At 68.1% G+C, this 25,043-nt stretch carries 23 protein-coding genes; 13 read left to right on the forward strand and 10 right to left on the reverse strand.

Going from position 1 to position 25,043, the window contains the following annotated elements:
* Nucleotides 1–90: 90 nt before the first annotated feature.
* The gene (locus tag ACSFA5_RS31865; protein ID WP_435448051.1) at nucleotides 91–999 is read right to left on the reverse strand and encodes an NAD(P)-dependent oxidoreductase; all 909 of its coding nucleotides are present in this window, start codon (nucleotides 997–999) and stop codon (nucleotides 91–93) included.
* A gap of 87 nt (nucleotides 1,000–1,086) precedes the next feature.
* On the opposite strand from ACSFA5_RS31865, the gene ACSFA5_RS31870 reads away from it, so the two are divergent.
* Entirely contained in the window at nucleotides 1,087–1,581 is a 495-nt protein-coding gene (locus ACSFA5_RS31870) for a MerR family transcriptional regulator (protein WP_435448052.1), read from the forward strand.
* A complete protein-coding gene (locus ACSFA5_RS31875) occupies nucleotides 1,578–3,128 on the forward strand; it encodes an MFS transporter (RefSeq protein ID WP_435448053.1) in 1,551 nt (516 codons plus the stop codon). The genes ACSFA5_RS31870 and ACSFA5_RS31875 overlap by 4 nt, the downstream gene beginning before the upstream one ends.
* A gap of 76 nt (nucleotides 3,129–3,204) precedes the next feature.
* Here ACSFA5_RS31875 and ACSFA5_RS31880 read toward each other — a convergent pair whose 3' ends face one another.
* Nucleotides 3,205–4,341, reverse strand: a complete 1,137-nt coding sequence (locus tag ACSFA5_RS31880; RefSeq protein ID WP_435448054.1) for a PilT/PilU family type 4a pilus ATPase — start codon at nucleotides 4,339–4,341, stop codon at nucleotides 3,205–3,207.
* A 27-nt stretch (nucleotides 4,342–4,368) separates the two neighbouring features.
* Nucleotides 4,369–5,412 carry a type IV pilus twitching motility protein PilT gene (locus ACSFA5_RS31885; protein ID WP_435441082.1) on the reverse strand — a complete coding sequence of 348 codons (1,044 nt, stop codon included), beginning with the start codon at nucleotides 5,410–5,412 and terminating at the stop codon, nucleotides 4,369–4,371.
* A 51-nt stretch (nucleotides 5,413–5,463) separates the two neighbouring features.
* On the opposite strand from ACSFA5_RS31885, the gene ACSFA5_RS31890 reads away from it, so the two are divergent.
* Nucleotides 5,464–6,174 carry a YggS family pyridoxal phosphate-dependent enzyme gene (locus ACSFA5_RS31890; protein WP_435448055.1) on the forward strand — a complete coding sequence of 237 codons (711 nt, stop codon included), beginning with the start codon at nucleotides 5,464–5,466 and terminating at the stop codon, nucleotides 6,172–6,174.
* 3 nt (nucleotides 6,175–6,177) lie between these two features.
* Here ACSFA5_RS31890 and ACSFA5_RS31895 read toward each other — a convergent pair whose 3' ends face one another.
* Together ACSFA5_RS31895 and ACSFA5_RS31900 are read right to left on the reverse strand one after the other, a co-directional pair.
* Complete coding sequence (locus ACSFA5_RS31895) at nucleotides 6,178–6,645, reverse strand: Lrp/AsnC ligand binding domain-containing protein (protein WP_435448056.1); 468 nt, start codon at nucleotides 6,643–6,645, stop codon at nucleotides 6,178–6,180.
* 158 nt (nucleotides 6,646–6,803) lie between these two features.
* Complete coding sequence (locus tag ACSFA5_RS31900; RefSeq protein WP_435448057.1) at nucleotides 6,804–7,226, reverse strand: hypothetical protein; 423 nt, start codon at nucleotides 7,224–7,226, stop codon at nucleotides 6,804–6,806.
* Between the two features lie 212 nt (nucleotides 7,227–7,438).
* On the opposite strand from ACSFA5_RS31900, the gene ACSFA5_RS31905 reads away from it, so the two are divergent.
* The 5 genes from ACSFA5_RS31905 (at nucleotide 7,439) to ACSFA5_RS31925 (ending at nucleotide 11,660) form a co-directional block, all read left to right on the forward strand.
* On the forward strand, nucleotides 7,439–8,710 hold the full coding sequence (locus tag ACSFA5_RS31905) for a Glu/Leu/Phe/Val family dehydrogenase (RefSeq protein WP_435448058.1): 1,272 nt from the start codon (nucleotides 7,439–7,441) through the stop codon (nucleotides 8,708–8,710).
* Nucleotides 8,711–8,765: 55 nt separating this feature from the next.
* The gene (locus ACSFA5_RS31910) at nucleotides 8,766–9,287 is read left to right on the forward strand and encodes an alpha-ketoglutarate-dependent dioxygenase AlkB family protein (RefSeq protein WP_435448059.1); all 522 of its coding nucleotides are present in this window, start codon (nucleotides 8,766–8,768) and stop codon (nucleotides 9,285–9,287) included.
* Between the two features lie 23 nt (nucleotides 9,288–9,310).
* On the forward strand, nucleotides 9,311–10,186 hold the full coding sequence (locus tag ACSFA5_RS31915) for an ADP-ribosylglycohydrolase family protein (RefSeq protein WP_435448060.1): 876 nt from the start codon (nucleotides 9,311–9,313) through the stop codon (nucleotides 10,184–10,186).
* A gap of 10 nt (nucleotides 10,187–10,196) precedes the next feature.
* On the forward strand, nucleotides 10,197–10,823 hold the full coding sequence (locus ACSFA5_RS31920) for a nucleoside/nucleotide kinase family protein (protein WP_435448061.1): 627 nt from the start codon (nucleotides 10,197–10,199) through the stop codon (nucleotides 10,821–10,823).
* Nucleotides 10,824–10,907: 84 nt separating this feature from the next.
* Nucleotides 10,908–11,660 carry a DUF2242 domain-containing protein gene (locus ACSFA5_RS31925; RefSeq protein ID WP_435448063.1) on the forward strand — a complete coding sequence of 251 codons (753 nt, stop codon included), beginning with the start codon at nucleotides 10,908–10,910 and terminating at the stop codon, nucleotides 11,658–11,660.
* Nucleotides 11,661–11,696: 36 nt separating this feature from the next.
* Here the strand turns inward: ACSFA5_RS31925 and rocF are convergent, their stop codons facing one another.
* Nucleotides 11,697–12,617, reverse strand: a complete 921-nt coding sequence (rocF, locus tag ACSFA5_RS31930; RefSeq protein ID WP_435448064.1) for an arginase — start codon at nucleotides 12,615–12,617, stop codon at nucleotides 11,697–11,699.
* Nucleotides 12,614–14,686, reverse strand: coding sequence for a prolyl oligopeptidase family serine peptidase (locus ACSFA5_RS31935; protein ID WP_435448065.1), 2,073 nt, complete (start codon nucleotides 14,684–14,686; stop codon nucleotides 12,614–12,616). Before ACSFA5_RS31935 ends, rocF begins: the two co-directional genes overlap by 4 nt.
* A gap of 188 nt (nucleotides 14,687–14,874) precedes the next feature.
* On the opposite strand from ACSFA5_RS31935, the gene ACSFA5_RS31940 reads away from it, so the two are divergent.
* From ACSFA5_RS31940 to ACSFA5_RS31960, 5 genes are all read left to right on the forward strand, one after another.
* Nucleotides 14,875–16,587 carry a WS/DGAT/MGAT family O-acyltransferase gene (locus ACSFA5_RS31940; RefSeq protein ID WP_435448066.1) on the forward strand — a complete coding sequence of 571 codons (1,713 nt, stop codon included), beginning with the start codon at nucleotides 14,875–14,877 and terminating at the stop codon, nucleotides 16,585–16,587.
* A 158-nt stretch (nucleotides 16,588–16,745) separates the two neighbouring features.
* Entirely contained in the window at nucleotides 16,746–17,300 is a 555-nt protein-coding gene (locus tag ACSFA5_RS31945) for a hypothetical protein (RefSeq protein ID WP_435448067.1), read from the forward strand.
* A gap of 91 nt (nucleotides 17,301–17,391) precedes the next feature.
* Complete coding sequence (locus ACSFA5_RS31950; protein ID WP_435448068.1) at nucleotides 17,392–17,832, forward strand: phasin family protein; 441 nt, start codon at nucleotides 17,392–17,394, stop codon at nucleotides 17,830–17,832.
* A 19-nt stretch (nucleotides 17,833–17,851) separates the two neighbouring features.
* Nucleotides 17,852–18,487 (forward strand): TetR/AcrR family transcriptional regulator, encoded by a 636-nt coding sequence (locus ACSFA5_RS31955; protein WP_435448069.1) that lies wholly within the window; start codon nucleotides 17,852–17,854, stop codon nucleotides 18,485–18,487.
* 89 nt (nucleotides 18,488–18,576) lie between these two features.
* Nucleotides 18,577–19,365, forward strand: a complete 789-nt coding sequence (locus ACSFA5_RS31960; RefSeq protein WP_435448070.1) for an alpha/beta hydrolase family protein — start codon at nucleotides 18,577–18,579, stop codon at nucleotides 19,363–19,365.
* A 19-nt stretch (nucleotides 19,366–19,384) separates the two neighbouring features.
* Here ACSFA5_RS31960 and ACSFA5_RS31965 read toward each other — a convergent pair whose 3' ends face one another.
* From ACSFA5_RS31965 to ACSFA5_RS31975, 3 genes are all read right to left on the reverse strand, one after another.
* Nucleotides 19,385–22,612 (reverse strand): bifunctional cytochrome P450/NADPH--P450 reductase, encoded by a 3,228-nt coding sequence (locus ACSFA5_RS31965; RefSeq protein WP_435448071.1) that lies wholly within the window; start codon nucleotides 22,610–22,612, stop codon nucleotides 19,385–19,387.
* Nucleotides 22,613–23,015: 403 nt separating this feature from the next.
* Nucleotides 23,016–24,281: a branched-chain amino acid ABC transporter substrate-binding protein gene (locus ACSFA5_RS31970; RefSeq protein WP_435448072.1), complete on the reverse strand. Its 1,266-nt coding sequence runs from the start codon at nucleotides 24,279–24,281 to the stop codon at nucleotides 23,016–23,018.
* 21 nt (nucleotides 24,282–24,302) lie between these two features.
* Nucleotides 24,303–24,992, reverse strand: a complete 690-nt coding sequence (locus tag ACSFA5_RS31975; RefSeq protein ID WP_435448073.1) for a TetR/AcrR family transcriptional regulator — start codon at nucleotides 24,990–24,992, stop codon at nucleotides 24,303–24,305.
* Between the last annotated feature and the right edge of the window lie 51 nt (nucleotides 24,993–25,043).

The following is a 25,043-nucleotide window of genomic DNA, read 5'->3' on the forward strand; positions in this document are numbered from 1 at the left end:
ACCACGGATGCGGCTTTGCCGGGCCGCAGGTGTTGCCCCCGGCAGGGGGCAGGAGAAGCGACACGAAGTGCGCGTAGCCTGGGGGCGAGCCTATTTGAGGCGGGTGATGAGGCTCGACGTGTCCCAGCGCTTGCCGCCGGCCTGCTGCACGTCGGCATAGAACTGGTCGACCAGCGCCGTCACCGGCACGCGCGCGCCGTTGCGCTTGGCCTCGTCGAGCACCAGGCCCAGGTCCTTGCGCATCCAGTCGACCGCAAAGCCGTAGTCGAACTTGCCCGCAATCATGGTCTTGCCGCGGTTTTCCATCTGCCAGCTCTGGGCAGCGCCCTTGCTGATGACGCCCAGCACGGCTTCCATGTCGAGCCCGGCGCGCTGCCCGAAGGCAATGGCTTCCGACAGGCCCTGCACCAGGCCGGCAATGGCGATCTGGTTGACCATCTTTGCGAGCTGGCCGGCGCCGCTTTCGCCCAGCAGCGTGACCGCGCGGGCGAACGCCAGGGCCACCGGCTTGATGCGCTCGAACACGGCCGCGTCGCCGCCGCACATGACGGTGAGCGCGCCGTTCTGCGCGCCGGCCTGGCCGCCCGAGACGGGGGCGTCGATGAAGTGCAGGCCCAGCGCCTGCGCCGCTTTCGACAGTTCGCGGGCCACGTCGGCCGAGGCGGTGGTGTGGTCGACGAAGGTCGCGCCCTTCTTCATGCCGGCGAAGGCGCCGTCGTCGCCCAGCACCACGGAGCGCAGGTCGTCGTCGTTGCCGACGCAGCAGAACACGATGTCCGCGCCGGCCGCCGCTTCGCGCGGGGTCGGGGCGTGGCGCCCGGGTGCGCCGAATTCGGCGGCCCAGGCCTGCGACTTGGCAGGTGTGCGGTTGTAGACCGTGACGCTGTGGCCGGCCTTGGCCAGGTGGCCGGCCATGGGGCCGCCCATGACGCCGAGGCCGAGAAAGGCCACGGTTTGCGCGGGGACGGATTCGTAGGTGCGGGGGTTGATGCTGCTCATGGGGCGACAGCTTAAAGCCATTCCGCGGCAGGTGCGATGGCCCCAACCTGTACGTTAACGTACAGGTTGGGGCAAAATCGCTCCACCATGACCGCCACGCCCGCCGCCACACTGCCCGCCAGCGCGCTCACCGTTCGCGATGCCGCGGCCCGGCTCTGCGTGACCCCGCGCACGCTCAAGTACTACGAAGAACTCGGCATCGTGGTGCCGGTGCGCAGCGAGGGCGGCTACCGCCTGTACGAGCAGGCCGACCTCGACAGGCTGGCGCGCGTGCTGCGCATGCGTTCGCTGGGCTTCTCGCTGCCGGTCATCACGGCCATGCTCCAGCAGCCCGTGGACGCGCCGGCCGAAGGAGGCCGTCCGCGGCTGTCGAACGCCTCGCTGAAGACGTTGCGCGAAACGCTCACCGGGCAGCTGGAGACCCTGGATGCCCGCGTCGCCCAGGTCCGCCGCGAGCTCAAGGAGGCCGCGTCGCTGCAGGTGCAGCTGCGGCGCGACCTCGACTACGTCGAGCGCCGCCTGTCCGGCGAGCCGGTGGAAGAGGCACTGGCGCAACGCCGCAAGGAGCGGCCCGCGCCATGACCTCTTCGGCCCTGGCATGGCCCTCGCGCGGCAACGCCGCGGTGGCGCTGCTGCCCTGGGCCATCGGCCTCGTCACGGCCATCGACTACTTCGACAACGCACTCTTCGCATTCTTCGCGAGCTACATCGCCGGCGGCGTCAACGCCTCGCCCGACGAGCTGGTGTGGGCCTCCAGCGCCTATGCGCTGGGCGCGGTGCTCGGCATCCTGCACCAGCACGCGTGGATCGAGCGGCTGGGCTACCGGCGCTACCTGGCCGTCTGCATGTTCGCTTTCGCCGCCGGCGGCGTGGGCGCGGCGCTGTGCGACAGCTCGGTGCAGCTGACCGCCGCGCGCGCCGTGCAGGGCTATTTCGTCGGCCCGATGCTGGGTGCCTGCCGCATCCTGATCCAGATCGGCATTCCGCCCGCGCGCCGCGCCAAGGCGCTGAAGGCGTTCATGGTGCTGATCGTCTTCGGCGGCGCGCTGGCGCCCATCGCGGGCGCTTTCCTGGTCACCCACCTCGACTGGCGCTGGCTGTTCGCCAGCACCGCGCCGGTGGCCGCGCTGATCGGGCTGCTGGTGCTGTGGACGCTGCCCGACATCGGCGACGTGCCGGTGCACGAGCGCACCGAGCCGCACTACATCGCCTACCTGGTGTTCGCGCTCGCGCAGGCCGCGCTGCAGGTGGTGCTGACGCGCTCGCACTTCGAGCTGTTCACCGGCTCGCCCGCGCTCATCGGCCTGACGCTCGCCGGCGTGGCGGGCCTGGCCTGGTTCGGCTGGCAACAGTGGCGGCACCCCGCGCCGCTGGTGCGGCTGCATGCCTTTCGCCATGCATCGTTCCGCGTGGGGCTGGCGCTGTACGTCGTGTACTACTACCTCTCCACGGGGTTCAGCTACCTGCTGCCGCGGCTGATGGAGGGCGGGCTCGGCTTCACCGTGGGCAACACCGGCTACTTCACCGGCGTGGTGTCGCTCGCGACCGGGCTGCTGGTGTTCGTCTACCTGCGCCATTCGGCGCGGCTGGCGCGCAAGAAGTGGCTCATCGTCACGGGCTTCGGCGTTGCGGCGCTGGCGGCGTGGTGGCTGTCGCAGATGACGCCGCAGGCGGGGCGCGAGGCCTTGCTGCCGGCGCTGCTGCTACGCGGGCTGCTGATGCTGTTCGTGGTGCTGCCCGTGGCCAACCTCACCTTCAGGCCCTTCGCGGCCGAGGAGTTCGCGCACGGCTATCGGCTGAAGAACCTGGTGCGGCAGCTCGCCATTTCCTTCGCGACCTCGTCGGTCATCGCGCTGCAGCAGCACCGGCTGGCGCTGCACGAGGTGCGCCTGAGCGAATCGGCGAACCCGGCCAATGCGAGCTTCATGCAGGCGCTGGACGCGCTGACCCATGGGTTCGTCGCGTTGGGCCATGCGGCCGGCGAGGCGCATGCCATGGCGCTGGGCACGCTGTACCGCACGCTGGAGCAGCAGGCCACCTTCATGGCCTCGCTGGACGGGTTCACCGCGATGGCGGTGATTGCACTGGTGGCGGGGGTGTTCGCGGCGTGGCAGCGAACGATCGATTGACGGCGGCGCCCGGGGCGCTCAGACGATCGCGAACATGGAACTCGCGCTCAGACGATCGCGAACATGGAATACGCGCTCAGACGATCGCGAAGTGCTCGGTGCCCGCCGACAGGTCGCTGCTGCGCGCGCGCTGGCTGTTGAGCTTGATCTGCAGCCGCAGGTCGTTCGCCGAGTCCGCGTTGCGGATGGCGTCGTCGAAGGTGATCGAGTGGCTTTCGAACAAATCGAACAGCGCCTGGTCGAAGGTCTGCATGCCCAGGTTGCGGCTCTTCTTCATGATCTCCTTGATCTCGCCCACCTCGCCCTTGAAGATCAGATCGGATATCAGCGGCGTGTTCAGCAGCACTTCCACCGCGGCCACGCGGCCCTGGCCGTCCTCGGTGGGCACCAGCCGCTGCGACACCAGCGAGCGCAGGTTCAGCGACAGGTCCATCAGCAGTTGCGTGCGGCGCTCTTCGGGGAAGAAGTTGATGATCCGGTCCAGCGCCTGGTTGGCACTGTTGGCATGCAGCGTGGCCATGCACAGGTGACCGGTCTCGGCGAAGGCCACCGCGTGCTCCATGGTCTCGCGGTCGCGAATTTCACCCATCAGGATCACGTCGGGCGCCTGGCGCAGCGTGTTCTTCAGCGCGGCTTCCCAGCTGTCGGTGTCGATGCCCACTTCGCGCTGCGTGATCACGCAGTTCTTGTGCGGGTGCACGAACTCGACCGGGTCTTCCACCGTCACGATGTGGCCGAAGGAGTTCTCGTTGCGCCAGTCGATCATGGCGGCCAGCGTGGTCGACTTGCCCGAGCCCGTGGCACCCACCATGATGGTGAGGCCGCGCTTGGTCATGGCCACGTCCTTCAGCACCTGCGGCATGCCCAGGCCGTCGATGGTCGGCAGCTTGGCAGGAATGGTCCGCAGCACCATGCCGACCTTGCCCTGCTGCACGAAGGCGTTGACGCGGAAGCGGCCGATGCCGGTCGGCGAGATCGCGAAGTTGCACTCCTTGGTGCGCTCGAACTCGGCCGTCTGCCGGTCGTTCATGACCGAGCGCGTGAGCGCCAGCGTGTGCTGCGCGCCCAGCGCCTGCTGCGACACCTTGGTGACCTTGCCGTCGACCTTGATGGCCGGCGGAAAGTCGGCCGTGATGAACAGGTCGCTGCCGCTGCGGCTCACCATGAGCTTGAGCAGGTCGTTGATGAACTGGCTGGCTTGATCGCGTTCCATGATGTCGGTGCTCCGGAGTGCTGGGGGTCAGCCGGGGAAGTTTTCTGGGATCTTTGCCTTGCCGCGGGCTTCGGCAGCCGAGATGGCATTGCGCCGCACCAGCTCCGTCAGGTTCTGGTCGAGCGTCTGCATGCCCTGGCCCTGGCCGGTCTGGATGGTGGAGTACATCTGCGCCACCTTGGCCTCGCGGATCAGGTTGCGGATGGCCGGCGTGCCCAGCATGATCTCGTGCGCTGCCACGCGGCCCTGGCCGTCCTTGGTCTTGCACAGGGTCTGCGAGATCACCGCCTGCAGCGACTCCGACAGCATGGCGCGGATCATTTCCTTCTCTTCGCCCGGGAACACGTCGATGATCCGGTCGATGGTCTTGGCGGCCGAGGAGGTGTGCAGCGTGCCGAACACCAGGTGGCCGGTTTCGGCCGCGGTCATCGCCAGGCGGATGGTTTCCAGGTCGCGCAGCTCGCCCACCAGAATGGCGTCGGGGTCTTCACGCAGGGCCGAGCGCAGCGCGTTGGAGAACGACAGCGTCATCGGGCCGACCTCGCGCTGGTTGATCAGGCACTTCTTCGACTCGTGCACGAACTCGATCGGGTCTTCCACCGTGAGGATGTGGCCGTACTCGTTCTCGTTGAGGTAATTCACCATCGCGGCCAGCGTGGTCGACTTGCCCGAGCCCGTGGGCCCCGTCACCAGCACCAGCCCGCGCGGCTTGAGCGCGAGTTCGCCGAAAATCTTCGGCGCGTTCAGCTGCTCCAGCGTCAGGATCTTCGAGGGAATGGTCCGGAACACCGCCGCCGCGCCGCGCGCCTGGTTGAAGGCGTTTACGCGGAAGCGCGCGAGGCCGTCGATCTCGAACGAGAAGTCGACCTCCAGGAATTCTTCGTAGTGCTTGCGGTGCGTGTCGCTCATGATGTCGTACACCATGGCATGCACGCCTTTGTGATCGAGCGCGTCCACGTTGATGCGGCGCACGTCGCCGTTGACGCGGATCATGGGCGGGAGGCCGGCCGACAAGTGCAGGTCGGAGGCTTTGTTCTTGACGCTGAATGCCAGCAGTTGGGTGATGTCCACGGGGCTCCTCGGCTCGGGTGCGGTGACGTTTTGATACGATTTTGGACGATTATGACGATGATTGGCGACGACCTCCAGCAAGTAAACAACCGGATCGCGCAGGCATGTGTAACGGCCGGGCGCGCGCCCGGCGAGGTGCGGCTGCTGGCGGTGTCCAAGACCTTCGGCCCCCAGGCCGTGCGCGAGGCGCATGCAGCCGGCCAGACGGCCTTCGGCGAGAACTACGTGCAGGAGGGGCTGGACAAGATCGAGGCGCTGGCCGACCTGCGCGCCGGCCTTCAATGGCACTGCATCGGCCCTCTGCAAAGCAACAAGACGCGGCCCGTGGCCGAGCAGTTCGACTGGGTCCACAGCATCGACCGGCTGAAGATCGCCGAGCGACTGTCGGCCCAGCGGCCGGCCCATCTGCCGCCGCTCAACGTGTGCCTTCAGGTCAATGTGGACGGCGGCGCGAACAAGTCGGGCGCGACGCCGCAAGAGGCCGTGGCGCTGGCCCGCGCTGTGGCGGCGTTGCCACAGCTGCGGCTGCGCGGGCTCATGGCGATCCCGGAGCCGGCGGAGGGTTTCGACGCCCAGCGCGAACTGTTCCTGCGCGCGCATGCGGTGTTCGAGGCGATTCGCGCAGCGGGCATTGCGGGGGTGGAACTCGACACGCTGTCGCTCGGCATGAGCGCGGACCTCGAGGCGGCGATCGCCGCGGGCAGCACCATGGTGCGCGTCGGCACGGCGATCTTCGGCGGGCGGGCGCGCGAGCCCGAATAGGCGTCAGATTCCCAGCGGCAGCCGCGCGCTGCTTTTGACTTCTTCCATCACCGCATAGGTCCGCGTTTCGCGCACACCGGGCAGTTGCCACAGCACGGTGCCGGCGAACTCGCGGTAGGCGGCCATGTCGGCCATGCGGGTCTTGAGCAGGTAGTCGAAGCCGCCCGCGACCATGTGGCATTCCATGATCTCCTCGCGCACCTGCACGGCGGCCTTGAACTGGTCGAACACGTTGGCCGTGGTGCGGTCCAGCAGCACCTCGACGAACACCGTGAAACCGCGGCCCAGCTTGCAGGGATCGAGCCGCGCCTCGTAACCCTGGATGAACCCGTCGCGCGTGAGCCGCTGCACCCGTGCCAGCACGGCAGTGGGCGACAGCGCCACCGCCTCGGCCAGCTTGAGGTTGGTGATGCGGCCATCCTCCTGAAGGATCTTCAGCAGCCGGAGATCGATGCGGTCCAGGTCGAGCATCGGAGGATTATCCGGCGGGGGCGCCGATTGGCGGCGGAAGATGCGGCCTATGGAAGCTGGCTACAGGAGATAGAACCAAGGAAATGCCCTTGGCTTACCTTCGCACGTACCCGTCGGCGTGTACCACGCACCTCACGCCGGGCGCGCGAGGCCAACACTCAGCGAACTGTGGTTCGCGGCTGCGCCTGGGCCTGCGCCGCCGCCTGGCCTGACATGTAGTTCGCCGCGGCCAAGCGGTAGCCGGGCTGCGTCGCGTCGGCACCCGCTTCGCCGTTCTGCCTGGCCGCGAGGCCCGACCGGAGCCACAGGCGCGTATCGGCCGCCACCGCGGCGCGCGTGTTGGCAGCCACCACTTCGGCCTGCTGCGAGATGCCGTCGGTGTAGCCCTGCGTGGGCGCGGCCTCGAGCCATTGCTTGGCGTCGGCAGCGACGGCGGCGCGCGTGGTCGACGAGGTGGTCGCCACGGGGCGAGGGTCGCCCTCGGCGTAGTTGCCGGCAAAGCTGGGGGCCGAGATCAGTCCGAGCACGGCGGCGATGGCGGCGGTGCCCAGGAGGCGGGTGGCGGTCGGTTGCTTGGTCATTCGGGAAACTCCTTGAGGTCGGTTGTGGTTGGTGAGCCAACTCTAGGGAGCGCATCCGCCGGATCGATAACCCGTCGATGACGGTTTCGTCATGTGCGCGCGCACCGCCCCAACGTCTCTTGCATAACCGCCAGCGCGCCGCGCATAAGGCATGGCGTCGCGCGCGGGACAGGTCTATCGTTGCGCCCATCCGTTCAACCTTGGGATCTCTCATGAGTGAAAAACTCTCCTTCGTCAGCCCGACCGCCAACAGCCCATGGGGCACGTACCTCTCGCAGGTCGACCGCGTCGTGCCGTACCTCGGCCCGCTGGCCCGCTGGGTCGAGACGCTCAAGCGTCCCAAGCGCGCGCTGATCGTGGACGTGCCGATCGAGATGGACGACGGCACCATCGCCCACTTCGAGGGCTACCGCGTGCAGCACAACATGAGCCGCGGCCCGGGCAAGGGCGGCGTGCGCTTCCACCCCGACGTCACGCTCGAAGAAGTGATGGCGCTGTCGGCCTGGATGACCATCAAGACCGCCGCCGTGAACCTTCCGTACGGCGGCGCCAAGGGCGGCATCCGCGTCGACCCGAAGAAGCTCTCGCTGCAGGAGCTCGAAAAGATCACCCGCCGCTACACCAGCGAGATCGGCATCATCATCGGCCCGCACACCGACATTCCCGCGCCCGACGTCAACACCAACGGCCAGATCATGGCCTGGATGATGGACACCTACTCGATGAACACCGGCGGCACCGCCACCGGCGTCGTCACGGGCAAGCCGCTGCACCTGGGCGGCTCGCTGGGCCGCGTGAAGGCCACCGGCCGCGGCGTGTTCGTCACCGGCCGGGAAGCGGCCCGGCGATTGGGGCTGGACTTGCGCGGCGCGCGCATTGCCGTGCAGGGCTTCGGCAACGTGGGCTCGGTCGCGGCCGAGCTGTTCGCGGAAGCCGGCGCCAAGATCGTGGCCGTGCAGGACCATACCGGCACCATCGTCAACTCCAACGGCTTCGACCTCGCGACTCTGATCCCCATCGCCAACAAGGACGGCGTGATCGCCTTCAAGGGCGGCGACGTGGTGCCCAACGAAGCCTTCTGGGACACGGCCTGCGACATCCTGATTCCGGCCGCCCTCGAAGGCCAGATCACCGCCGAGCGCGCGCAGAAGACCACCGCCAAGCTGGTGCTCGAAGGCGCCAACGGCCCGACCGTGCCGGTGGCCGACGACATCCTCGCCGAGCGCGGCGTGCTGGTGGTGCCCGACGTGATCTGCAACGCCGGCGGCGTGACGGTGAGCTACTTCGAATGGGTGCAGGACTTCTCGTCCTTCTTCTGGGACGAGGACGAGATCAACGTGCGCCTGGACCGCATCATGATGAACGCCCTCAACCAGATCTGGGACACGGCGGACAAGCACAAGATCACGCTGCGCACAGCGACGTACGCGGTGGCTTGCGAGCGCATCCTGATGGCGCGCCAGGAACGCGGCCTCTATCCCTGATACGGCCTCGATGCACCCCTGATCGCGAAGTCGCGGTCCTTGTATCCTGCGGGCTATGAACGGTCCGCCCATCCACCTCCATCCCACGTTCGTCGCGTTGCCCGATGCCCTTCTCGAATGGCTCGGCGGCGCGGTGACGTGGGACGAGCGTATGAGGGCACGCAAGACGGCCAGCTTCGGCGTGCCCTACAACTATTCGCAGATCGCCTACGAAACGGTGGCCATGCCCTGCGAACTCGACACCCTGTGCGGCCAGATCGAGGCCGAACTCGGGTTTCGTCCCAACAACTGCCTGCTGAATCACTACGCGGACGGCGCCTCGTCGATGGGCTTTCATTCTGATTCGAGCGAAGCGCTGGCGCCCGGGACCGGCGTGGCCATCGTGTCGCTCGGCAGCACGCGGTCGATTGCCTACCGCAGCAAGGTCGACAGCGCCGTGCGGTTCGACTACCCGCTGCGTCACGGTTCCTTGCTGTACATGTCGGACGCCGTCCAGCAAAACTGGCTGCATGCGATTCCCAAGGCCGAAGGCGCTGGCGAACGCATCAGCCTCACGTTCCGTGCGGTTCTGAAATGACTGCGACGCGGCTGCAGCGCGCATTGCTCGCACTCGACGGACTTTCGATCGGGGACGCATTCGGCCAGTGTTTTTTCCAGCGCGAAAACGCTTCCGAAAAGCGGCTCGCCGATCGGCAATTGCCGGCGCAGCCCTGGCTGTTCACCGACGATACCGAGATGTCGCTCTCTGTGGTCGCAGCGTTGGTACGCAACGGGGTGATCGACCAGCAAGCACTTGCATGCAGCCTTGCCGAGCATTACGACTACGAGCGTGCCTACGGGCCTTCGATGCATCGCGTGCTTGCCCGCATTGGGGCGGGGGAAGACTGGCGTGCAGTGACAAACGATGCCTTCGAAGGGCAGGGGTCCTACGGAAACGGCGCGGCCATGCGTGCGGCTCCGCTCGGCGCCTTCTTTGCAGACGACATGACGGCCGTCGCCGAGCAAGCCAAACTGTGCGCGGAAGTCACGCATGCGCATCCTGAAGGCATTGCGGGCTCGACGGCGGTTGCATTGGCCGCGGCCGAAGCCTGCCGCAGACGCGTGCATCGGCAGCGGCCTTCGCACGGGCAATTTCTGGGCGCCATTGTCCAAAAGCTTCCCCAGAGCGAAGTGCGCTCCAAGCTGATTCGCGCACAGTCGATGGCCGAGGTGGGCTCGCTCGATTTCCCTATCTCCATCCTCGGCAACGGCATGGCCATGTCGGCGCAGGACACCGTTCCCTTTGCGTTGTGGTGCTGCGGACAGGCGCTGGAAAGCTACGAGGACGCCTTGTGGCTGGCGGTCAGCGCCGGAGGCGATCGCGACACCTTGTGCGCTATCGTCGGCGGGGTGGTGGCTTCTTTTGTCGGTGCAGAGGGCATTCCTCCAGAATGGCGCAACCGCCGCGAACCCCTCCCCGAATGGCATCTCTCTTGAGGTCGTATCCATGAACACACTCGGCGCGGCGGAGAACGCCCGCATCCAAAGCCTGCTCGCGGACGGACGGCGCAAGCTTCTGGGTTTGGTGGGCGCGCCAGGCGCTGGCAAGTCCACTGTGGCTGCCGCCATGAAATCCCTGCTCGGCGACCGCGCCCAGGTCGTCCCCATGGACGGCTTTCACCTCGCCAACGTCGAGCTGCAACGGCTCGGCCGCGCTGCCCGCAAGGGCGCCCCCGACACCTTCGACAGCGCCGGCTACGTCGCCCTGCTGCAGCGCCTGCGCGCACAGCGCCCCGACGGCGACATCGTCTATGCCCCCGAATTCCGCCGCGAGATCGAGGAGCCGGTGGCCGGCGCCATCGCCGTGCTGCCGAGCACGCAACTGGTCATCACCGAAGGCAACTACCTGCTGCACGACGTCGGACCGTGGGCCGGGGCGGCGGCCATGCTCGACGAGGCGTGGTACGTGGACATCGACGACGCCCTGCGCGAAGCGCGCCTGGTGCGCCGCCACCAGCAGTTCGGCCGCAGCGCCGAGGAGGCGCGCGCCTGGGTCGACAGCACCGACGCGCCCAATGCGCGGCTGATCGCGGCGACGCGGGTGCGCGCGCAGCACGTGCTGCCCTGGTCCTGAAAATTTGGCGCGGCGGGGAACGCCGGGCCGCGCTCAGGCTCGAAGCCTTGCCGGCGCACGACGCCGGTTGGCATCCGCCGCTTCATGCCGACCATGCACCTCACTTCATCTGCTTCTTCTTCCTTCTCCTTCGTTCGCGCCCCGGCGCTGCTGGCGGGCCTGATGGCCGTGCTCGTCCTGGCCGGCTGCGGCACCAGTTCGCGCCGCGTCACCTACGAGCCCGAGGAGTTCGGCTCCACCACCACCCATACCCGCAACTACGAGGCCACCGAGGCGCAGACCTGCGAGGCCGCGCGCCGCGCGCTGCTGAGCCAGGGCTACATGATCACGGCGGCCAACGCCGACCTGGTGACCGGGCGCAAGAGCTTCCAGCCGGCGGCCGAGGTGCATGTGGAGGTCGAGTTTCGCGTGGTCTGCGCGCTCGAAGGCGGCAGGGGCACCAGGGGCACCAAGGGAGGCACCGCCAGCAAGAGCACGGTGGCCTTCGTGACCGCGCTGCAGGACCGCTACGGCATCAAGAAGGTGAACAACTCGGCCAGCGTGGGCGTGGGCGCGATCGGCTCGCTGTCGCTGCCGTTCTCGGCCAGCGACGACGCCATGGTGAAGGTCGCGAGCGAAACGCTGACCGACGAGCGCTTCTACGACCGCTTCTTCGCGCTGCTCGACCGGTTCCTCGAAGGCCCCGAAGGCACTGAAGACGCCAGCGACAGCCAGGCCGAGGCCCCCGCCCAGCCGCCCGCCGCAACGTCGCCTGCCGCGCCGGCGGCCCCCGCCGGGCCGTCTGCGCCAGCCCCGGTCATGACCTTTCCCGTGCCTTCGTCGTCGAGCCGCGGCTGAGGGCGGCTCGGCCCGGCGGCGCCGCGGGGCTTGGCGTCAACGCACCAGCGTCGACTTGCCGAACAGGCTCTCGATCAGCTCCACCGCCACCTCTGCCGTCTGGTTGCGCACGTCCAGCGCGGGGTTCAGCTCCACCACGTCGACCGAGCCCAGCCGCCCGGTGTCGGAGATCATTTCCATGCACAGCTGCATCTCGCGGTAAGTCGGCCCGCCGCGCACGCCGGTGCCCACGCCGGGCGCGATGCCGGGGTCCAGGCAGTCCAGGTCGAAGCTCACGTGCAGGTGGGTGTCTTCGTCCACGTCCTGCAGCGCTTCGGTCAGGGTGGTGCGCATGCCGTGCTCGTCGATGTGGCGCATGTCGAACACGTGCAGGCCCAGCGTGCGAATGGCTTCCTTCTCGTCGCTGTCCACGCTGCGAATGCCGATGAAGCGAATGGCATCGGGCTGCAGCGCCGCGCGCTCGCCGCTCCAGCCCGTGAGCACCGCGGGCCCGTGGCCCAGCAGGCACGACACCGGCATGCCGTGCAGGTTGCCGCTGGGGCTCGTGGTTTCGGTGTTGACGTCGGAGTGCGCGTCGAGCCACAGCACGCGCAGCTTCTTGCCGCGTTGGCGCGCGTGCCAGGCCACGGCGCTGATCGAGCCGATGGCCAGGCAGTGGTCGCCGCCCAGCATCACCGGCACGTGGCCTGCGCCCAGCGCGCTGTCGACGGCCGTGTACACCGAGCGGTTCCACGCGATCACCTGGTCGAGGTGGCGCAGCCCGTTGGCCGGTGCCGTCCAGGGCGTGGCCGGCCCGGCCAGGTTGCCGCTGTCGACCACCGCGAAGCCCTGCCCCACGAGGGCCTCCGCCAGGCCCGCCACGCGCAGTGCGTCGGGCCCCATGCCGGCGCCGCGCACGCTGGCGCCGATGTCGGTCGGCGCGCCGATCAGTTCGAGGGTGGTGTGGGCGTTGCTCATGTCGGCGTCCTCAGGTGTTGCCACAGGTAGGCATAGCCCAGCGCGTCCATGAAGGCGGACTCCTTGTTGTCCGTGGCCGCGCTGTGGCCGCCCGCCAGGTTCTCGTAGAAGCTGCTGTCGTACCCCAGCGCCACCATCTTCGCGTGCATCTTGCGCGCATGCACCGGGCCCACGCGGTCGTCGCGGGTGGAGGTGGTGAACAGGGCGGGCGGGCAGGCCTGGCCGGCCTTGGCGTTCTCATAGGGGGAGAAGGTCTTGATGAACGCCCATTCGTCGGGCTGCTCGGGGTCGCCGTATTCCGCGATCCACGATGCGCCGGCCGACAGCTGCGTGTAGCGCCGCATGTCGAGCAGCGCCACCTCGCTCACGATCGCACCGTACAACTGCGGGTACAGCGTGAGCATGTTGCCCATGAGCAGGCCGCCGTTGCTGCCGCCCATCGCGCCCAGGTGGGCGGGCGAGGTGATCTTGCGTGCAATCAGGTCTTCCGACACGGCCGCGAAATCCTCGCAGGTGCGCAGCCGGTTCTCCTGCAGCGCGGCCTGGTGCCAGCGCGGGCCGTACTCGCCGCCGCCGCGGATGTTGGCGATGACGTACACGCCGCCCTGCTCCAGCCACGCCCGGCCGATGCTGCCGCTGTAGCTCGGCTGCAGCGAGATCTCGAAGCCGCCGTAGGCGTACTGCAGCACGGGGTTGGCGCCGTCGGCCTTCAGGTCGTGGGCGGCAATCTCGAAGTAGGGCACGCGCGTGCCGTCCTTCGAGGTGGTGAAGTGCTGGCTCACGCGGTAGCGCGAGGCGTCGAAGAAGGCCGGGCTGTCCTTCAGCACCTGGGGCTCGCCCTGGCCGATGGTGCCTATGTAGAGCGTGGTCGGCTGCAGGAAGCCGCTCACGGTCAAAAAGTAGTCGTCGTTCTCGTCCTCGTCGATGCCGCCCGCCGCAATGGTCGACAGCGCCGGTGCGCCGCCCAGGCTTTCGCGTGTCCACGCGCCCTTGCCGTCGGCCGGCGGCGTGAGCACTTCGAGCCGGTTCACCACGTCGTGCATCACGTTGACGATCAGGTGGTGGCGCGTCCACGAATGGCTGTCGAGTGCGGTGGTGTCGTCGGGCGCGAACAGCACGGTGAGTTCGCGCCGGCCCGCCATGTAGTCGTCGAACTTCGCGGCCAGCAGCGAGCCCGAGGCGTAGGTGACGCCGCCCACGGTCCAGTCGGTGCGCGGCTCGATCAGCATCCACTCGCGCGTGATCTCGGCCAGCGAGTCGTTGGGCACGTCGATCTTGGCGAGCGCACCGTCGGCACCGCGCAGCCAGGTCTCGCTGTCGTAGAAGTCGATCTGGCGCGACACGTAGTCGCGCTCGAAGCCGGGCGTGTTGTCGCGGTAGGCGCCGACGGACATGTCCTCGTGCAGGCCTTCGTACACCGTCACCGCGCTTTCCAGCGGCGTGCCGCGACGCCACTCTTTCACGATGCGCGGGTAGCTGGAGCTGGTCATGGAGCCGGGGCCGAAGTCGGTGGCCACGTACAGGTGATCGATGTCCTTCCAGCCCACGTGGTTCTTGGCCTCGGGCAGCGTGAAGCCGCCTTCGACGAAGCGGCTGGTTTGCAGGTCGAACTCGCGCACCACGTCGGCGTCGGCACCGCCGCGCGACAGCGAGATCAGGCAGCGCTTGTAGTCCGGGTCCAGGCAATCGGCGCCGTGCCAGACCCAGTTCTCCTGGTCGGCCGCGGCCAGCGCGTCGAGGTCGAGCACGGTCTCCCAGGCGGGCTGCGGCTTGCGGTATTCCTCCAGCGTGGTGCGGCGCCACAGGCCCTTCGGATGCGCCTTGTCGCGCCAGAAGTTGTAGAAGCGCGCGCCGATCTTGTGCACCATCGGAATGCGCTCTTCGGAATCGAGCACCTCGAGAATGCCCTGCTGGAGCGCCTCGAACGCGGGCGACGTGGCGTACGCCTGCACGGTCAGCGCGTTCTGCGCGCGGGCCCAGTCGAGCTGCTTCTCGCCGTCGATGTCTTCGAGCCAGAGGTGGTCGTCTTGCGCTGCTTGCCGCGATGGCGGGGGTGTGCTGGATGTCATGGCCTCAGTGTACGGAGGCCGTGTGAAAGATGCCCTGCACAAGCCCCTGCGTGCGGCTGTCGCAGGCCCGCCGGGCATGCGGAACCTTTCTTCGACTCCGGGCAAACCCCTCCCTCGCCGGGGCCCACGAACGCAATGCCCGCGCTATCCTGCCCCACGGCGCACGCCCCATCTAGGAGACAAAAAACATGAAACACCTGAGCGGTCTCGATGCCACCTTCCTGCACCTGGAAACGCCGGAAATGCCGATGCACGTGGGCTCGCTCAACGTGCTCGACCTGCCCAAGGGCTACAAGGGCGACTTCTACGAAGACGCCAAGAGCTTCATGGCCAGCCGCATCCACCTGGCCGACGTGTTCACGCGCAAGCTCGCGCTCATGCCCTTCGACATGTCCAACCCGGTGTGGGTGGACGACGACGACATCGACCTCGACTACCACGTACGCCACATCACGCTGCCCAAGCCCGGCACCAACCGGCAGTTGCAGCAGTACGTGGCGCGGCTGCATTCCACGCTGATCGACCGCAGCCGGCCGATGTGGGAGTTCTTCATCATCGACGGGCTGAAGAGCGGGCAGGTGGCGCTCTACACCAAGGTGCACCATGCGGGCATCGACGGGCAGGCCGGCGTGGAACTGGGCAAGGCCATCTTCGACCTGGAGGCCACGGGCCGCGTGGTGAAGCCGCCGCGTTCGCGCCCGCGCACCAGCGGCTACCAGCTCGGCATGGCCGAGCTGGCCACCGCGGCGCTGCGCAACACCGCGCAGCAGTACGTCAAGCTCTTCAAGATGGCGCCCGCCATTGCGCGCGCCATCGGCGGGCTGGCCAAGCCTGACGAGAAGTCGGCCGAGAAGGACACCGCCGCCGCGCCGAAGAAGTTCAACCTGTTCGCGCCGCGCACCTCGCTCAACGTGTCGATCACCAACCAGCGCACCTTTGCCGGGCGCACCATCTCGCTGGCCGAGACCAAGTACATCGGCAAGCATTTCGGCGTGTCGCTCAACGACGTGGTGCTGGCCACCGTGGCCGGCGCGCTGCGCCACTACCTGGCCGACAACAACGAGCTGCCCGCCAAGCCGCTGGTGGCCGGCGTGCCGGTGAGCCTGCGCGAGGCGGGCGACAGCACGGCCAACAACCAGGCCAGCATGATCCTGGTGAGCCTGGCCACCGACATCACCGACCCGGTGCAGCGGCTGAAGGCCATCAACGCGTCGTCGAACGCGTCGAAGTCGACCATGAACCGCTTCAAGGCGGTGATGCTGGACGACTTTCCCACCTTCGCCGCGCCCTGGCTGGTGTCGGGCATCGCGTCGATGGTGGGGCGCTCGGGCCTCGTCAACCTGCTGCCGCCGGCGGCCAACGTGGCCGTCTCGAACGTGGCGGGTGCGCCGTTCCCGATGTACTTTGCCGGCGCGCTGGTCACCTGCTACTACCCGGTGTCGATCGCCAGCCACGGCACGGCGCTCAACGTCACGGTGCAGAGCTACAACGGCCGCATGGACTACGGCCTGATCGCCTGCCGCCGCGCCGTGCCCGACATCACCGAGATCGGCGACTACCTGCTGGCCGAGCACAAGCTGCTGATGGAGCTGACGCAGAAACACCCGGCCGCCGCCGGTGCGGCGCCCGCGCCGATGCCGCCGAAGAAGGCGGAAGAACCGCCGGACGACGAGGGCCCCTTGGTTGCTGCGAAGAAGGCGCCTGCCGCGCGCAAGAAGGCGCCGGTGAAGGTGGTCGCCCAAAAGGCACCTGTCAAAGCCGCCGCAAAAACTGTGGTCAAGGCGCCTGCCAGGGCCGCCGCAAAAAAAGTTGCTGCAAAGAAAGCCGCCGCGCCCAAGACGCCGGCCCGCAAGGCCGCACCGGCCAAGCGCGCCCGCGCTCCCCGCGCCGCTGCGGCATGATCGGCGCGCGGGCCCGGCCTGCAGAAAATTGGGGCAGTTGGACTAGTTTTCCGACCGTTCTAGTTTTCCAGGCCTAGGCCCCGCGGAAGAAGATGGGCCCATCGCGACAGAACATCTTCGTTTCCTTCGCGAGCCCATCCACTTCAAAGGAAATCACCATGTCCACGCCAACCACCTTCGCATCCGCAGCCGTCCACGTCGTCGGCCAGTACAACGACGCGGGCAAGACCCTGGTCGGTGCCTACCGCACCGGCGTGCACCGCCTGCTGGGGGGCGCCGCTTCGCGCTACAGCAACTTCCTGGGCAGCCGCCAGATTCCGCTGGTGAGCGAGCAGGTCAAGGCCAACCTGATCGGCGCGCAAGAAAAGATCAACGGCTTCCTGGCCAACCGCCTGGACATCGACACCAGCCGCATCGTCTCCGTGATGGACCGCGTGGCTGCGGGCACCACCACCGGCATCGAAGCGGTCGCCGGCCGCGTGGCGCGCGTCGAGTCGCCGGTCGCCACCTCGGTGATCAACGCCCTGGGCGCGCTGAACCAGCCGATCGCCAACGTCTCGGTGCAGATCGCCGACAGGATCGTCGCCGGCACCAGGCAGATCGAGGCCCGTGTGAGCGGCGCCGAAGCAGCCCAGCCGGTCCGTACGGTGAAGGCCAAGGCCGCCGCTGCGCGCAAGCCGGTTCGCCGCGCCGCGGCCCGCAAGGCCGCCTGACCCCCTGGAGCCCCGGGGCATCCGGCGCCCCTTTTCCTTTTCCTGGCATCTGGAGTACTGCATGGCGACCCGTCCTGAAGAAACTGCAAAGTTGAAGAAGAGGGCGGCGCCTGCCAAGAAAGCGCCGGTTGCCCGGAAAGCGACCCCCCGCAAGGCGGCAACCGTATCGAAAAAGACGCCGAAGACGCCCGGGCCCGGCAAGGCCGAAGGCCTGCTGCGCGCGGGCCTGAAGGCGCTGGACACCGTGCGCCACGACGTCGCCAAGCGCCAGGCCAACGTGATCGAAGGCCTGCTCGGCATCCGCCAGGGCAAGGTGCCCAGCCTCGACAGCTTCGGCATCCGCAAGTTCGAAGACGTGTTCGACCAGCGTGTCGCCACCGCCCTGCAGCGCCTGGGCATGCCGGGCGCGCAGGAGGTGCAGGAGGTGCAGGCCCTGCGCGACGAGGTCGCGCAGTTGCGCGAGCGGGTGGCGCAACTCGAACGCACCGCAGGCACCGGCGTTGCCGCCCCGCGCGGCCGCGCCAGGCGTTGAAGCCGCGACACACGCCGTTGTGGCCAGTTCCAACACCACGCGCGATCGCATCCTGCAGGCCAGCCTCGCGCTGTTCAACGCGCAGGGCCTGGCCGCCGTGTCGACCCACAAGATCGCTGCGGAGCTCGGCATCAGCCCGGGCAACCTGCACTACCACTTCAAGGCCAAGCAGCTGGTCGTCGAATGGCTGTTCCGGCGCTTCGAGCAGCGGCTCGAGGCCCTGAACGGCTCGTCGGTCGCCATTGCCGCCATCGATGACCTGTGGCTGGCGCTGCACCTGCGCTTCGAGGCCATCGACGAGTACCGCTTCATCTACCGCGACATGGCCTTCCTGGCCAGCGAGTACCCCGCGCTGGGCCAGCGCGCGCAGGCCCTGACCGCACAGAACCTGGTGGCCGCGCAGGCGCTGTGCGAAGGCCTGGTGGCCTCGGGCGTGATCGAGACCAGCGCCGAGCAGGCGCGCATCCTGGCGCTGCAGATGGTCTTCACCACCACCTGCTGGCTGTCCTTCGAGCGGCTGGTGCCGGGGCGCGACGCGCTGGCGCAGGCCGACCCGGGCCTGGCGGCTTTCTACACACTCACGCTCGTGTCGCCCTATGTTTCCAGTGAATCGAGGGCTTACCTCGATTACCTCAGGGGCAAATACCTCGGATAAATGACGCTGTTGTCCGACGGGGCATGGGCTGCCAGAGCCCCAAGTTCGTCGGCAAGAGACAAGAATCGGCAGACAAGGAGCCTCGCGCCATGACCACCTCCACCACGGCAACCCACGCCAAAGAACCCATCGCCCCGCCGTCGCGCCTGCTGCTGCTCGCCGAAGCGCGTGCGCTCTGGGAAACCGGCGCCGGCATCGCCATGTGGCCGCTGCTGCAGCTCACGCCGCGCGGCGACGGGCACCCGGTGATCGTGTTGCCGGGCCTGGTGGCCGGCGACGGCTCCACGCTGCTGCTGCGCCGCTACCTGCGCAGCCGCGGCTACGACGCGCACGGCTGGGGCCTGGGCCGCAACCTCGGCCCGCGCGCGGGCGTGGAAGACGGCATGGTCGCGCTGCTGAACCAACTGCACGAGAAACGCGGCGACAAGGTCAGCGTCATCGGCTGGAGCCTGGGCGGCGTGTATGCGCGAATGCTGGCGTCGTCGTATTCGCACATGATCCGCAACGTCATCACCCTGGGCAGCCCGTTCTCGGGCAGCCCGCGCGCCACCAACGCCTGGCGCGTGTACGAAGGCGTGAGCGGCCAGAGCTCGCACGACCCGCGCCGCATGAAGTTCGTGCAGCCCACCCCGCCCGTGCCCACCACCTCGATCTTCAGCCGCACCGACGGTGTGGTGGCCTGGCGCTGCAGCATCGAGAAGACGGGGCCGCAATCGGAGAACATCGAGGTCATGGCCAGCCACCTGGGGCTGGGCGGGCACCCGGCCGTGCTCTATGCGGTGGCCGACCGGCTGGCGCAGCCCGAAGGCCAGTGGAAGCCGTTCAATCGCGGGTTGCTGGGGCCGCTGGTCTACCCGGACCCCGACCGCGCGGACTGATCCACGAACCTGGGAGAGCCTACGCTGCAGCCCAGACGTCGAGGACGTAGCGACGCTCGTCGATCATCCGGTCCATCCAGGATGCGCTGTCATGGCCATGTTCTCGCGCCAGGTCGCTCAGCGTTCTGCGCACATCCGGCTCCATGCGCGAGCCGTCGCCGCACACGTACACCACGGCACCCGCTTCCAGCAGCCGCCACACGTCGGCCGCCTGCTCGCGAATCAGGTCCTGCACATAGACCTTCCGCTCCCCCGAGCGCGAGAACGCCGTGTGCAGCTTCATCACGCTGCGGTGCGCCCAGCCTTGCAGCTCCTCGGCATAGATGAAGTCTTGCGCCGGATGCCGGCAGCCGAAGAACAGCAGCGCCTCGCCCAGCGAATGTCCCGCCTCGATCTGCGCCGCGCGCTCCTGCAGGAAGCCGCGGAACGGCGCCAGCCCCGTGCCCGGGCCGACCATGACGATCGGACGGCTCGCATCCTCCGGCAGCCGAAAGCCCTCGGCCGTGGTCTCGCGCACCACGCCGTGCACCGTGTCGCCGGCTTCGCTGCGCGCCAGGAAGTTGGAGCACACGCCCTCGAAGGTGCCCATGCCCGAGCGCGCCGATTCCCGCACCACGCCCACCGTCACGCTGCACCGGCCGGGCGTCATCGTCGGCGATGAAGAGATGGAGTAGTAGCGCGGCGACAGCGGCGACAGCATTTCCAGGAACACCGCGAACGGCACCCGGCAGGCGCGGTGCTCCCCGAGCAGGTCGAGCAGCGACTTGCGCTTGTGCAGCACCTCGGCCTTGTACGCCGCCTGCGAGGCCTCGTCGCTGCCCGACAGCGCCACCAGCTTCGGTTTGGTGAACGGGCATTCGGTGTACGCCGCGAGCGTGGCGATCTGCTTGCGCGTGGCCACGTCCTGCAGCTCGACGTAGTCGCCCAGCAGCCGGTCGACGGCAATCACCTGCTCCACCGGCAGCGCCGCCTTGCGCCCCGCGCCCGCATGCAGGCGCACATGGGCCGTGCGGTCGAAGCCGAAGCGCGCCATCGCGCGCTCTACCTGCGCCGGGCTGTTGCGCGGCACCACGCTCAGGTGGTCGCCGGCGTGGTAGATCAGGCCCTCGGGCAGCATCAGCTCGACGTGGCGCGTGGAGCGCCCGGCCTCGGCCTGGTCGCCACCGCCCGGGCTCTGCAGCTCGCGGTTCTCGATGACCCGCAGCGCCACCGCGCCCAGCGCATCGACGATCGCGTTCTTCTGCGGCGGCGGCAGTTCTTCCAGCGTGTACAGCGGCTCGCCCTGCGCGGGCGTGTCGGCACCGGTCTTGATGTCGAAAGCCTTCACCAGCTCGGGCCACAGCGCGTCGCTCCAGTCCTGGAAGGCGCCGTCCATGTCCTCGCGTGCATCGCCTTCGCCGCGCGGATGCACGCGCGTGGCGCCCAGCACTTCGAGCCGCTCGTCGATGCGGCGCGGCACGGCCTGGTAGGTGGCGGCCCAGTCGGTGTTGCCGCAGCCGAACACGCTGAAGCGCACGCCGTTGAGCGCGTCGTCGGCCTTGTCGAGCCAGCGGTGGAACTCGGCCGCGTTGTCGGGCGCCACGCCGTTGTAAGAAGCGCAGACGATCGCCACCGCGCCGTTGGCCGGCAGGCGCTCGGCGTAGTCGTCGAGCGAAGCCAGCTGCGTCGAGAAGCCGCGCAGCTCGCCGGCCTCGGCCAGCTGCCGCGCCAGGTCTTCGGCCGTGCCGAGGTTGGAGCCCTGCAGCACCAGCAGCGAGGTGCCGTGGCGCGCCGCCTGCGGCTTGCGAGCTGCGGGTTGCGTCGGCTGCACGGGCGGCGCCGCCGCGTCGGTCATGTTGCCGCGCGGGCGCGTGGCCGGGTCGCGCAGCAGCGCCTTGATCTTGAAGCCCTCGGGCTTGATGGTGAGCGCCTCCTTGATCTTCAGTTGGTACCCCGCGTGGTCCACCAGGTTGAAGCGCTGCAGGACCATGCCCAGCGTGAGCACCGCCTCCTGCAGCGCGAACTGCCGCCCGATGCAGGCGCGCTGCCCGTTGCCGAAAGGCTTGAAGGCGTTCACCGGGCGCTCGCGCTCGGCCTCGCGGCTGAAGTTGTCGGGGTTGAACAGGTCGGCGTTCTCGCCCCAGATGCCCTTGTCCCGATGCAGCGCCAGCGCGTGCATGATGACCATGTTGTTCTTCTTGATCGTGTACTGCCCGCCGATGGTCGTGTCTTCCTTGGCCCGCATCGAGATGGCCGGCGCGGTGGGAAACAGGCGCAGCGATTCCTTCAGCACCTGCATCACGTACTGCAGCCGGTTGACCTGCGCGTAGGTGGGCTTTTGCGTGGTGTCGGGGCCGAACACGTTGTCGACCTCGGCCTGCGCGCGCGCCAGCGCCTCGGGGTTGTTCAGCAGGAAGTAGATGGCGAACGAGAGCAGCCCGCTGGTGGTCTCGTGCCCCGCGATGAGGAATTCGATGCACTCGTCGCGGATCATCTTGTCGGTGAGCTTCTCGCCGCTTTTCTTGTCCACGCCCGCGATCATGTAGCTCAGCAGGTCGGGCTTGGTGGCAATGTCGGCACCGCTCGCGCGCCGCTCCTCGATGATGTCTTCCACCATCTTGTGCATGTAGCGGATGTCCTTGCGCTGCTGCGCCAGCTCTTTCTTCAGCATGAGCTCTTCGAGCGGCAGGCCGCGGCGGTTCTGCACCGTTTCCAGGGTGCGCACCATCGCGTCGACGAAGGGGTGGAAGCCTTCGCGGTAGAACGAGTTGAAGCGGTAGCCGAAGCCGCACAGGCCGATGGTGTCGAGCGTGAGCGCGGTCATGTCGCGCACCACGTCCACCTCTTCGTCGAAGTTCAGCCGCTCCCACTTGGTGACCAGCTGGCCGGCGATGTCCAGCATCATCGGGTGGTAGGCCTGCATGGCGCGCTGGCTGAAGTTGGCCAGCAGGATGTTGTGCGGCTTCGACCAGGTTTCCTCGTGCGTGTCCGACGTGAACAGGCCGTGCGACGCGGCGCGCAGCCGGCGCAGGGCGCCGCGTGTGCTCTTGTCGAAGCGCGGCTCCTCGCACAGCTCGTCGACCAGCGCGGGCGAGGACACCACGATCACCGGCATGCCCGGCATGTCGAGCCAGTAGATGCCACCGAGCTCCTTGGCGATCTTCCACATGTCGAGCACGGGAGAGTCGGACCCGATCGACAGCAGGTTGCCGACGAAGGGTTTCTTCGCCGGGTGCGGGATCGGGTAGAGCGAGTTTTTGCCTGCCATGGTCTGTCGTGCCTTTGGAGTGGACCCGCTTCGGATGTCCGGGATGTAGCAACCGGAGTATCCCGACGGCACAGGGCGTGGGCAGGGCGGGGATTCCCTTAGGCGGGCTTGGCATGCAAAGGTTCAGGGCGCGATCACGCCGACGCGGTACCCCTTTTCTCGAATGTCCCCGCGGCCTGCGGCCTCCTCCTTTACTTCGCGAAAAGGGGCACCGCATCGGCGTGACCGTTGTCGGCAGCGCTTGTTGATCGGCTGCAAACCGACAGCGTGCCCAGGTGAACAGGGCGTCGGGTGCTCCCCGCAGCGAAATAAAGGAGGAGGGGCGCAGCCCCGGGGGACATTCGCGGAGGGGAGTACCCGGCGGCCTGTTCACACGCCCTGAACAGCAGCGCCAAGAAAAAAATCAGGGACGCACCATCTTGCAATCGGTGCCCTGCGCCAGTTCGTTCCCCGTATAGACCGCATCGGTGCGAAAGCCGTAGTTGGTGCCTTCCCAGCCGGCCTTCACCGTCTTGCCGTCCACCGGCGCAATGGTGTTGACCACCTGCGGCAACAGCAACTGGTGGTCTTCGCCGCGCATGCGCACCGGCCCCACCACCGAGTCGAAGCTCAGGTCTTCCAGCGCCCGCGCCACCTTGACCGTGTCGACGCTGCCCGCCTTGTCGATGGCCGCGGCCAGCAGGCGCGGCGTCATGTCGATGCGCGGCGCGAGAAAGTCCTTGCCCGTCTTGGCCTTGTAGGCCTTGGCCAACGCGTCCACCTTCGGCGTGTCGGCCTCGCCCGGGTGCCACTCGGCCACCCACGTCAGCTGCCCCAGTTTCGCCTGCGACACCGCCGTCACCGTGCCCGGCACCGAGCCCGCGCTGTGGTTGAAGTAGCGCAGGTTGTAGCCCGCGTCGCCCGCCGCCTTCAGCAGCAACGTCATGTCCTGCCCCCAGTTGCCGGTAATGACCGAGTCGGCGCCGCTTTGCTTCACGTTGGCGATGTACGGCGCGAAGTCTTTCACACGGCCGATCGGGTGCAGCGTCTCGCCCACGAACTGGATGTCGGGCCGCGCCAGGCCCACCAGCTGGCGGCCGTAGCTGGCCCATTGCTTGCCGTGCGCGTAGTCCTGGTTCAGCAGGTAGACCTTCTTCACGTCGGGCGTCTTCTTGATGTAGTTGGCCAGCGCCTTCATCTTCATCGCCGTGTTGGCCTCGGTCTGGAAGTGCCAGAAGCTGCAGCCCTTGCCCGTCATCTCGGGGTCGATGGAGGAGTGGTTCAGCACGATGAGTTCGCGGCCCGGGTTGCGCTGGTTCCAGCGTGCCACCGACTGCACCAGCGCCGTGACCACCGACGAGCCCGAGCCGCCCGTCACGATGGCCTTTGCCCCCTGGTCGATGGCCGCCTGCAGCGCACTCTGGCTCTCCTGCGCCGAGAGCTTGCTGTCGAACTGCAGCAGCTGCAGCTTCGTGCCGCCGAGCACGCCGCCCTTGGCGTTGATGTCCTCGATGGCGTACTGCGTGTGCATCAGCATCAGCTCGCCCACGTTGGCGAAGGGGCCGGAGAGCGGGTCGATGTAGGCGATCTTGTAGGTCTGCTGCTGGGCGTGCGATGCGCCTGCCGTGGCAAGCAGGCAGGCAAGGGCCATACCTAGCGACGGCGCCAGGGGCGCCTTCTTGAACTTCATGGTGTGTCTCCGGGATGGTGGTCAGTTCTTCGCCTGCAGGCCGATCACGCGGCCGGCCAGCCTGGTCAGCTCGGCCACCACCTCGTCGGGCGACAGGCGCCCGCCCGGGCGGTACCAGCTGTACAGGAAGCCGGGCAGGCTGCAGGCCGCGAGCGCGGTGAGCTTGGTCTCCGCAAAGTCGAGGTCGCCGTCGCGCCGCGCCTCTTCGAGCAACGGGCACAGCAGGTCGTAGAAGTGGTGCGCCAGCTTCTTCTGCGCAGCGATGTATTCGGGCCGGTACACCTGCGGCTCGCGGTACGCGAAGAAGGCGCAGGGGTGGTGCACGATGGTCGCGCGAATCAGCCCTTCGATGCCTTCGATCACCTTCTCGCTGGCGCTGCGCGGGTCGCTGGCCGCGAAGTCGAGCGCGGTGAAGCAGTCGACCGCGGGTCGCCAGGAGAGCGTTTCGAAGATCTCCTGCTTGTCGCGGAAGTAGTAGTACACGAAGGGCTTGGTCACGCCCAGCGCGCGCACGATCTGCGCCATGGTGGTGTTCGCATAGCCCTGCGCCGCGAAGAGCTGCGCGGCCGCCTGCAGGATGCGCTCGCGCTGCACGTCGGTGCTTTGCGTGGCCGCGCGCTGGCGCCCGGTGCCTTGCGGCAGGTGCGGCTGCGCCGTGGTCTCGCTCTGGTCTCCAGAGGGTTTGTGCCGTGTCGCGGAAGTTATACCCATGGGTAGGATTGTTCGTGCACCATGCGGCATTGGCAAGCGCCCGCCATGCGT

The organism is Variovorax monticola (assembly GCF_051216855.1).
Taxonomy (GTDB): Bacteria; Pseudomonadota; Gammaproteobacteria; order Burkholderiales; family Burkholderiaceae_C; genus Variovorax.

What these genes read in the sequence shown, in the direction of transcription:
- ACSFA5_RS31890 (WP_435448055.1), top strand. Translation starts at nt 5,464, where the DNA reads ATGACGATGATTGGCGACGACCTCCAGCAAGTAAACAACCGGATCGCG.
- rocF (WP_435448064.1), bottom strand. Translation starts at nt 12,617, where the DNA reads ATGAGCAACGCCCACACCACCCTCGAACTGATCGGCGCGCCGACCGAC.
- ACSFA5_RS31870 (WP_435448052.1), top strand. Translation starts at nt 1,087, where the DNA reads ATGACCGCCACGCCCGCCGCCACACTGCCCGCCAGCGCGCTCACCGTT.
- ACSFA5_RS31875 (WP_435448053.1), top strand. Translation starts at nt 1,578, where the DNA reads ATGACCTCTTCGGCCCTGGCATGGCCCTCGCGCGGCAACGCCGCGGTG.
- ACSFA5_RS31905 (WP_435448058.1), top strand. Translation starts at nt 7,439, where the DNA reads ATGAGTGAAAAACTCTCCTTCGTCAGCCCGACCGCCAACAGCCCATGG.
- ACSFA5_RS31945 (WP_435448067.1), top strand. Translation starts at nt 16,746, where the DNA reads ATGTCCACGCCAACCACCTTCGCATCCGCAGCCGTCCACGTCGTCGGC.
- ACSFA5_RS31895 (WP_435448056.1), bottom strand. Translation starts at nt 6,645, where the DNA reads ATGCTCGACCTGGACCGCATCGATCTCCGGCTGCTGAAGATCCTTCAG.
- ACSFA5_RS31960 (WP_435448070.1), top strand. Translation starts at nt 18,577, where the DNA reads ATGACCACCTCCACCACGGCAACCCACGCCAAAGAACCCATCGCCCCG.
- ACSFA5_RS31880 (WP_435448054.1), bottom strand. Translation starts at nt 4,341, where the DNA reads ATGGAACGCGATCAAGCCAGCCAGTTCATCAACGACCTGCTCAAGCTC.
- ACSFA5_RS31900 (WP_435448057.1), bottom strand. Translation starts at nt 7,226, where the DNA reads ATGACCAAGCAACCGACCGCCACCCGCCTCCTGGGCACCGCCGCCATC.
- ACSFA5_RS31975 (WP_435448073.1), bottom strand. Translation starts at nt 24,992, where the DNA reads ATGGGTATAACTTCCGCGACACGGCACAAACCCTCTGGAGACCAGAGC.
- ACSFA5_RS31970 (WP_435448072.1), bottom strand. Translation starts at nt 24,281, where the DNA reads ATGAAGTTCAAGAAGGCGCCCCTGGCGCCGTCGCTAGGTATGGCCCTT.
- ACSFA5_RS31935 (WP_435448065.1), bottom strand. Translation starts at nt 14,686, where the DNA reads ATGACATCCAGCACACCCCCGCCATCGCGGCAAGCAGCGCAAGACGAC.
- ACSFA5_RS31940 (WP_435448066.1), top strand. Translation starts at nt 14,875, where the DNA reads ATGAAACACCTGAGCGGTCTCGATGCCACCTTCCTGCACCTGGAAACG.
- ACSFA5_RS31920 (WP_435448061.1), top strand. Translation starts at nt 10,197, where the DNA reads ATGAACACACTCGGCGCGGCGGAGAACGCCCGCATCCAAAGCCTGCTC.
- ACSFA5_RS31925 (WP_435448063.1), top strand. Translation starts at nt 10,908, where the DNA reads ATGCCGACCATGCACCTCACTTCATCTGCTTCTTCTTCCTTCTCCTTC.
- ACSFA5_RS31910 (WP_435448059.1), top strand. Translation starts at nt 8,766, where the DNA reads ATGAACGGTCCGCCCATCCACCTCCATCCCACGTTCGTCGCGTTGCCC.
- ACSFA5_RS31965 (WP_435448071.1), bottom strand. Translation starts at nt 22,612, where the DNA reads ATGGCAGGCAAAAACTCGCTCTACCCGATCCCGCACCCGGCGAAGAAA.
- ACSFA5_RS31865 (WP_435448051.1), bottom strand. Translation starts at nt 999, where the DNA reads ATGAGCAGCATCAACCCCCGCACCTACGAATCCGTCCCCGCGCAAACC.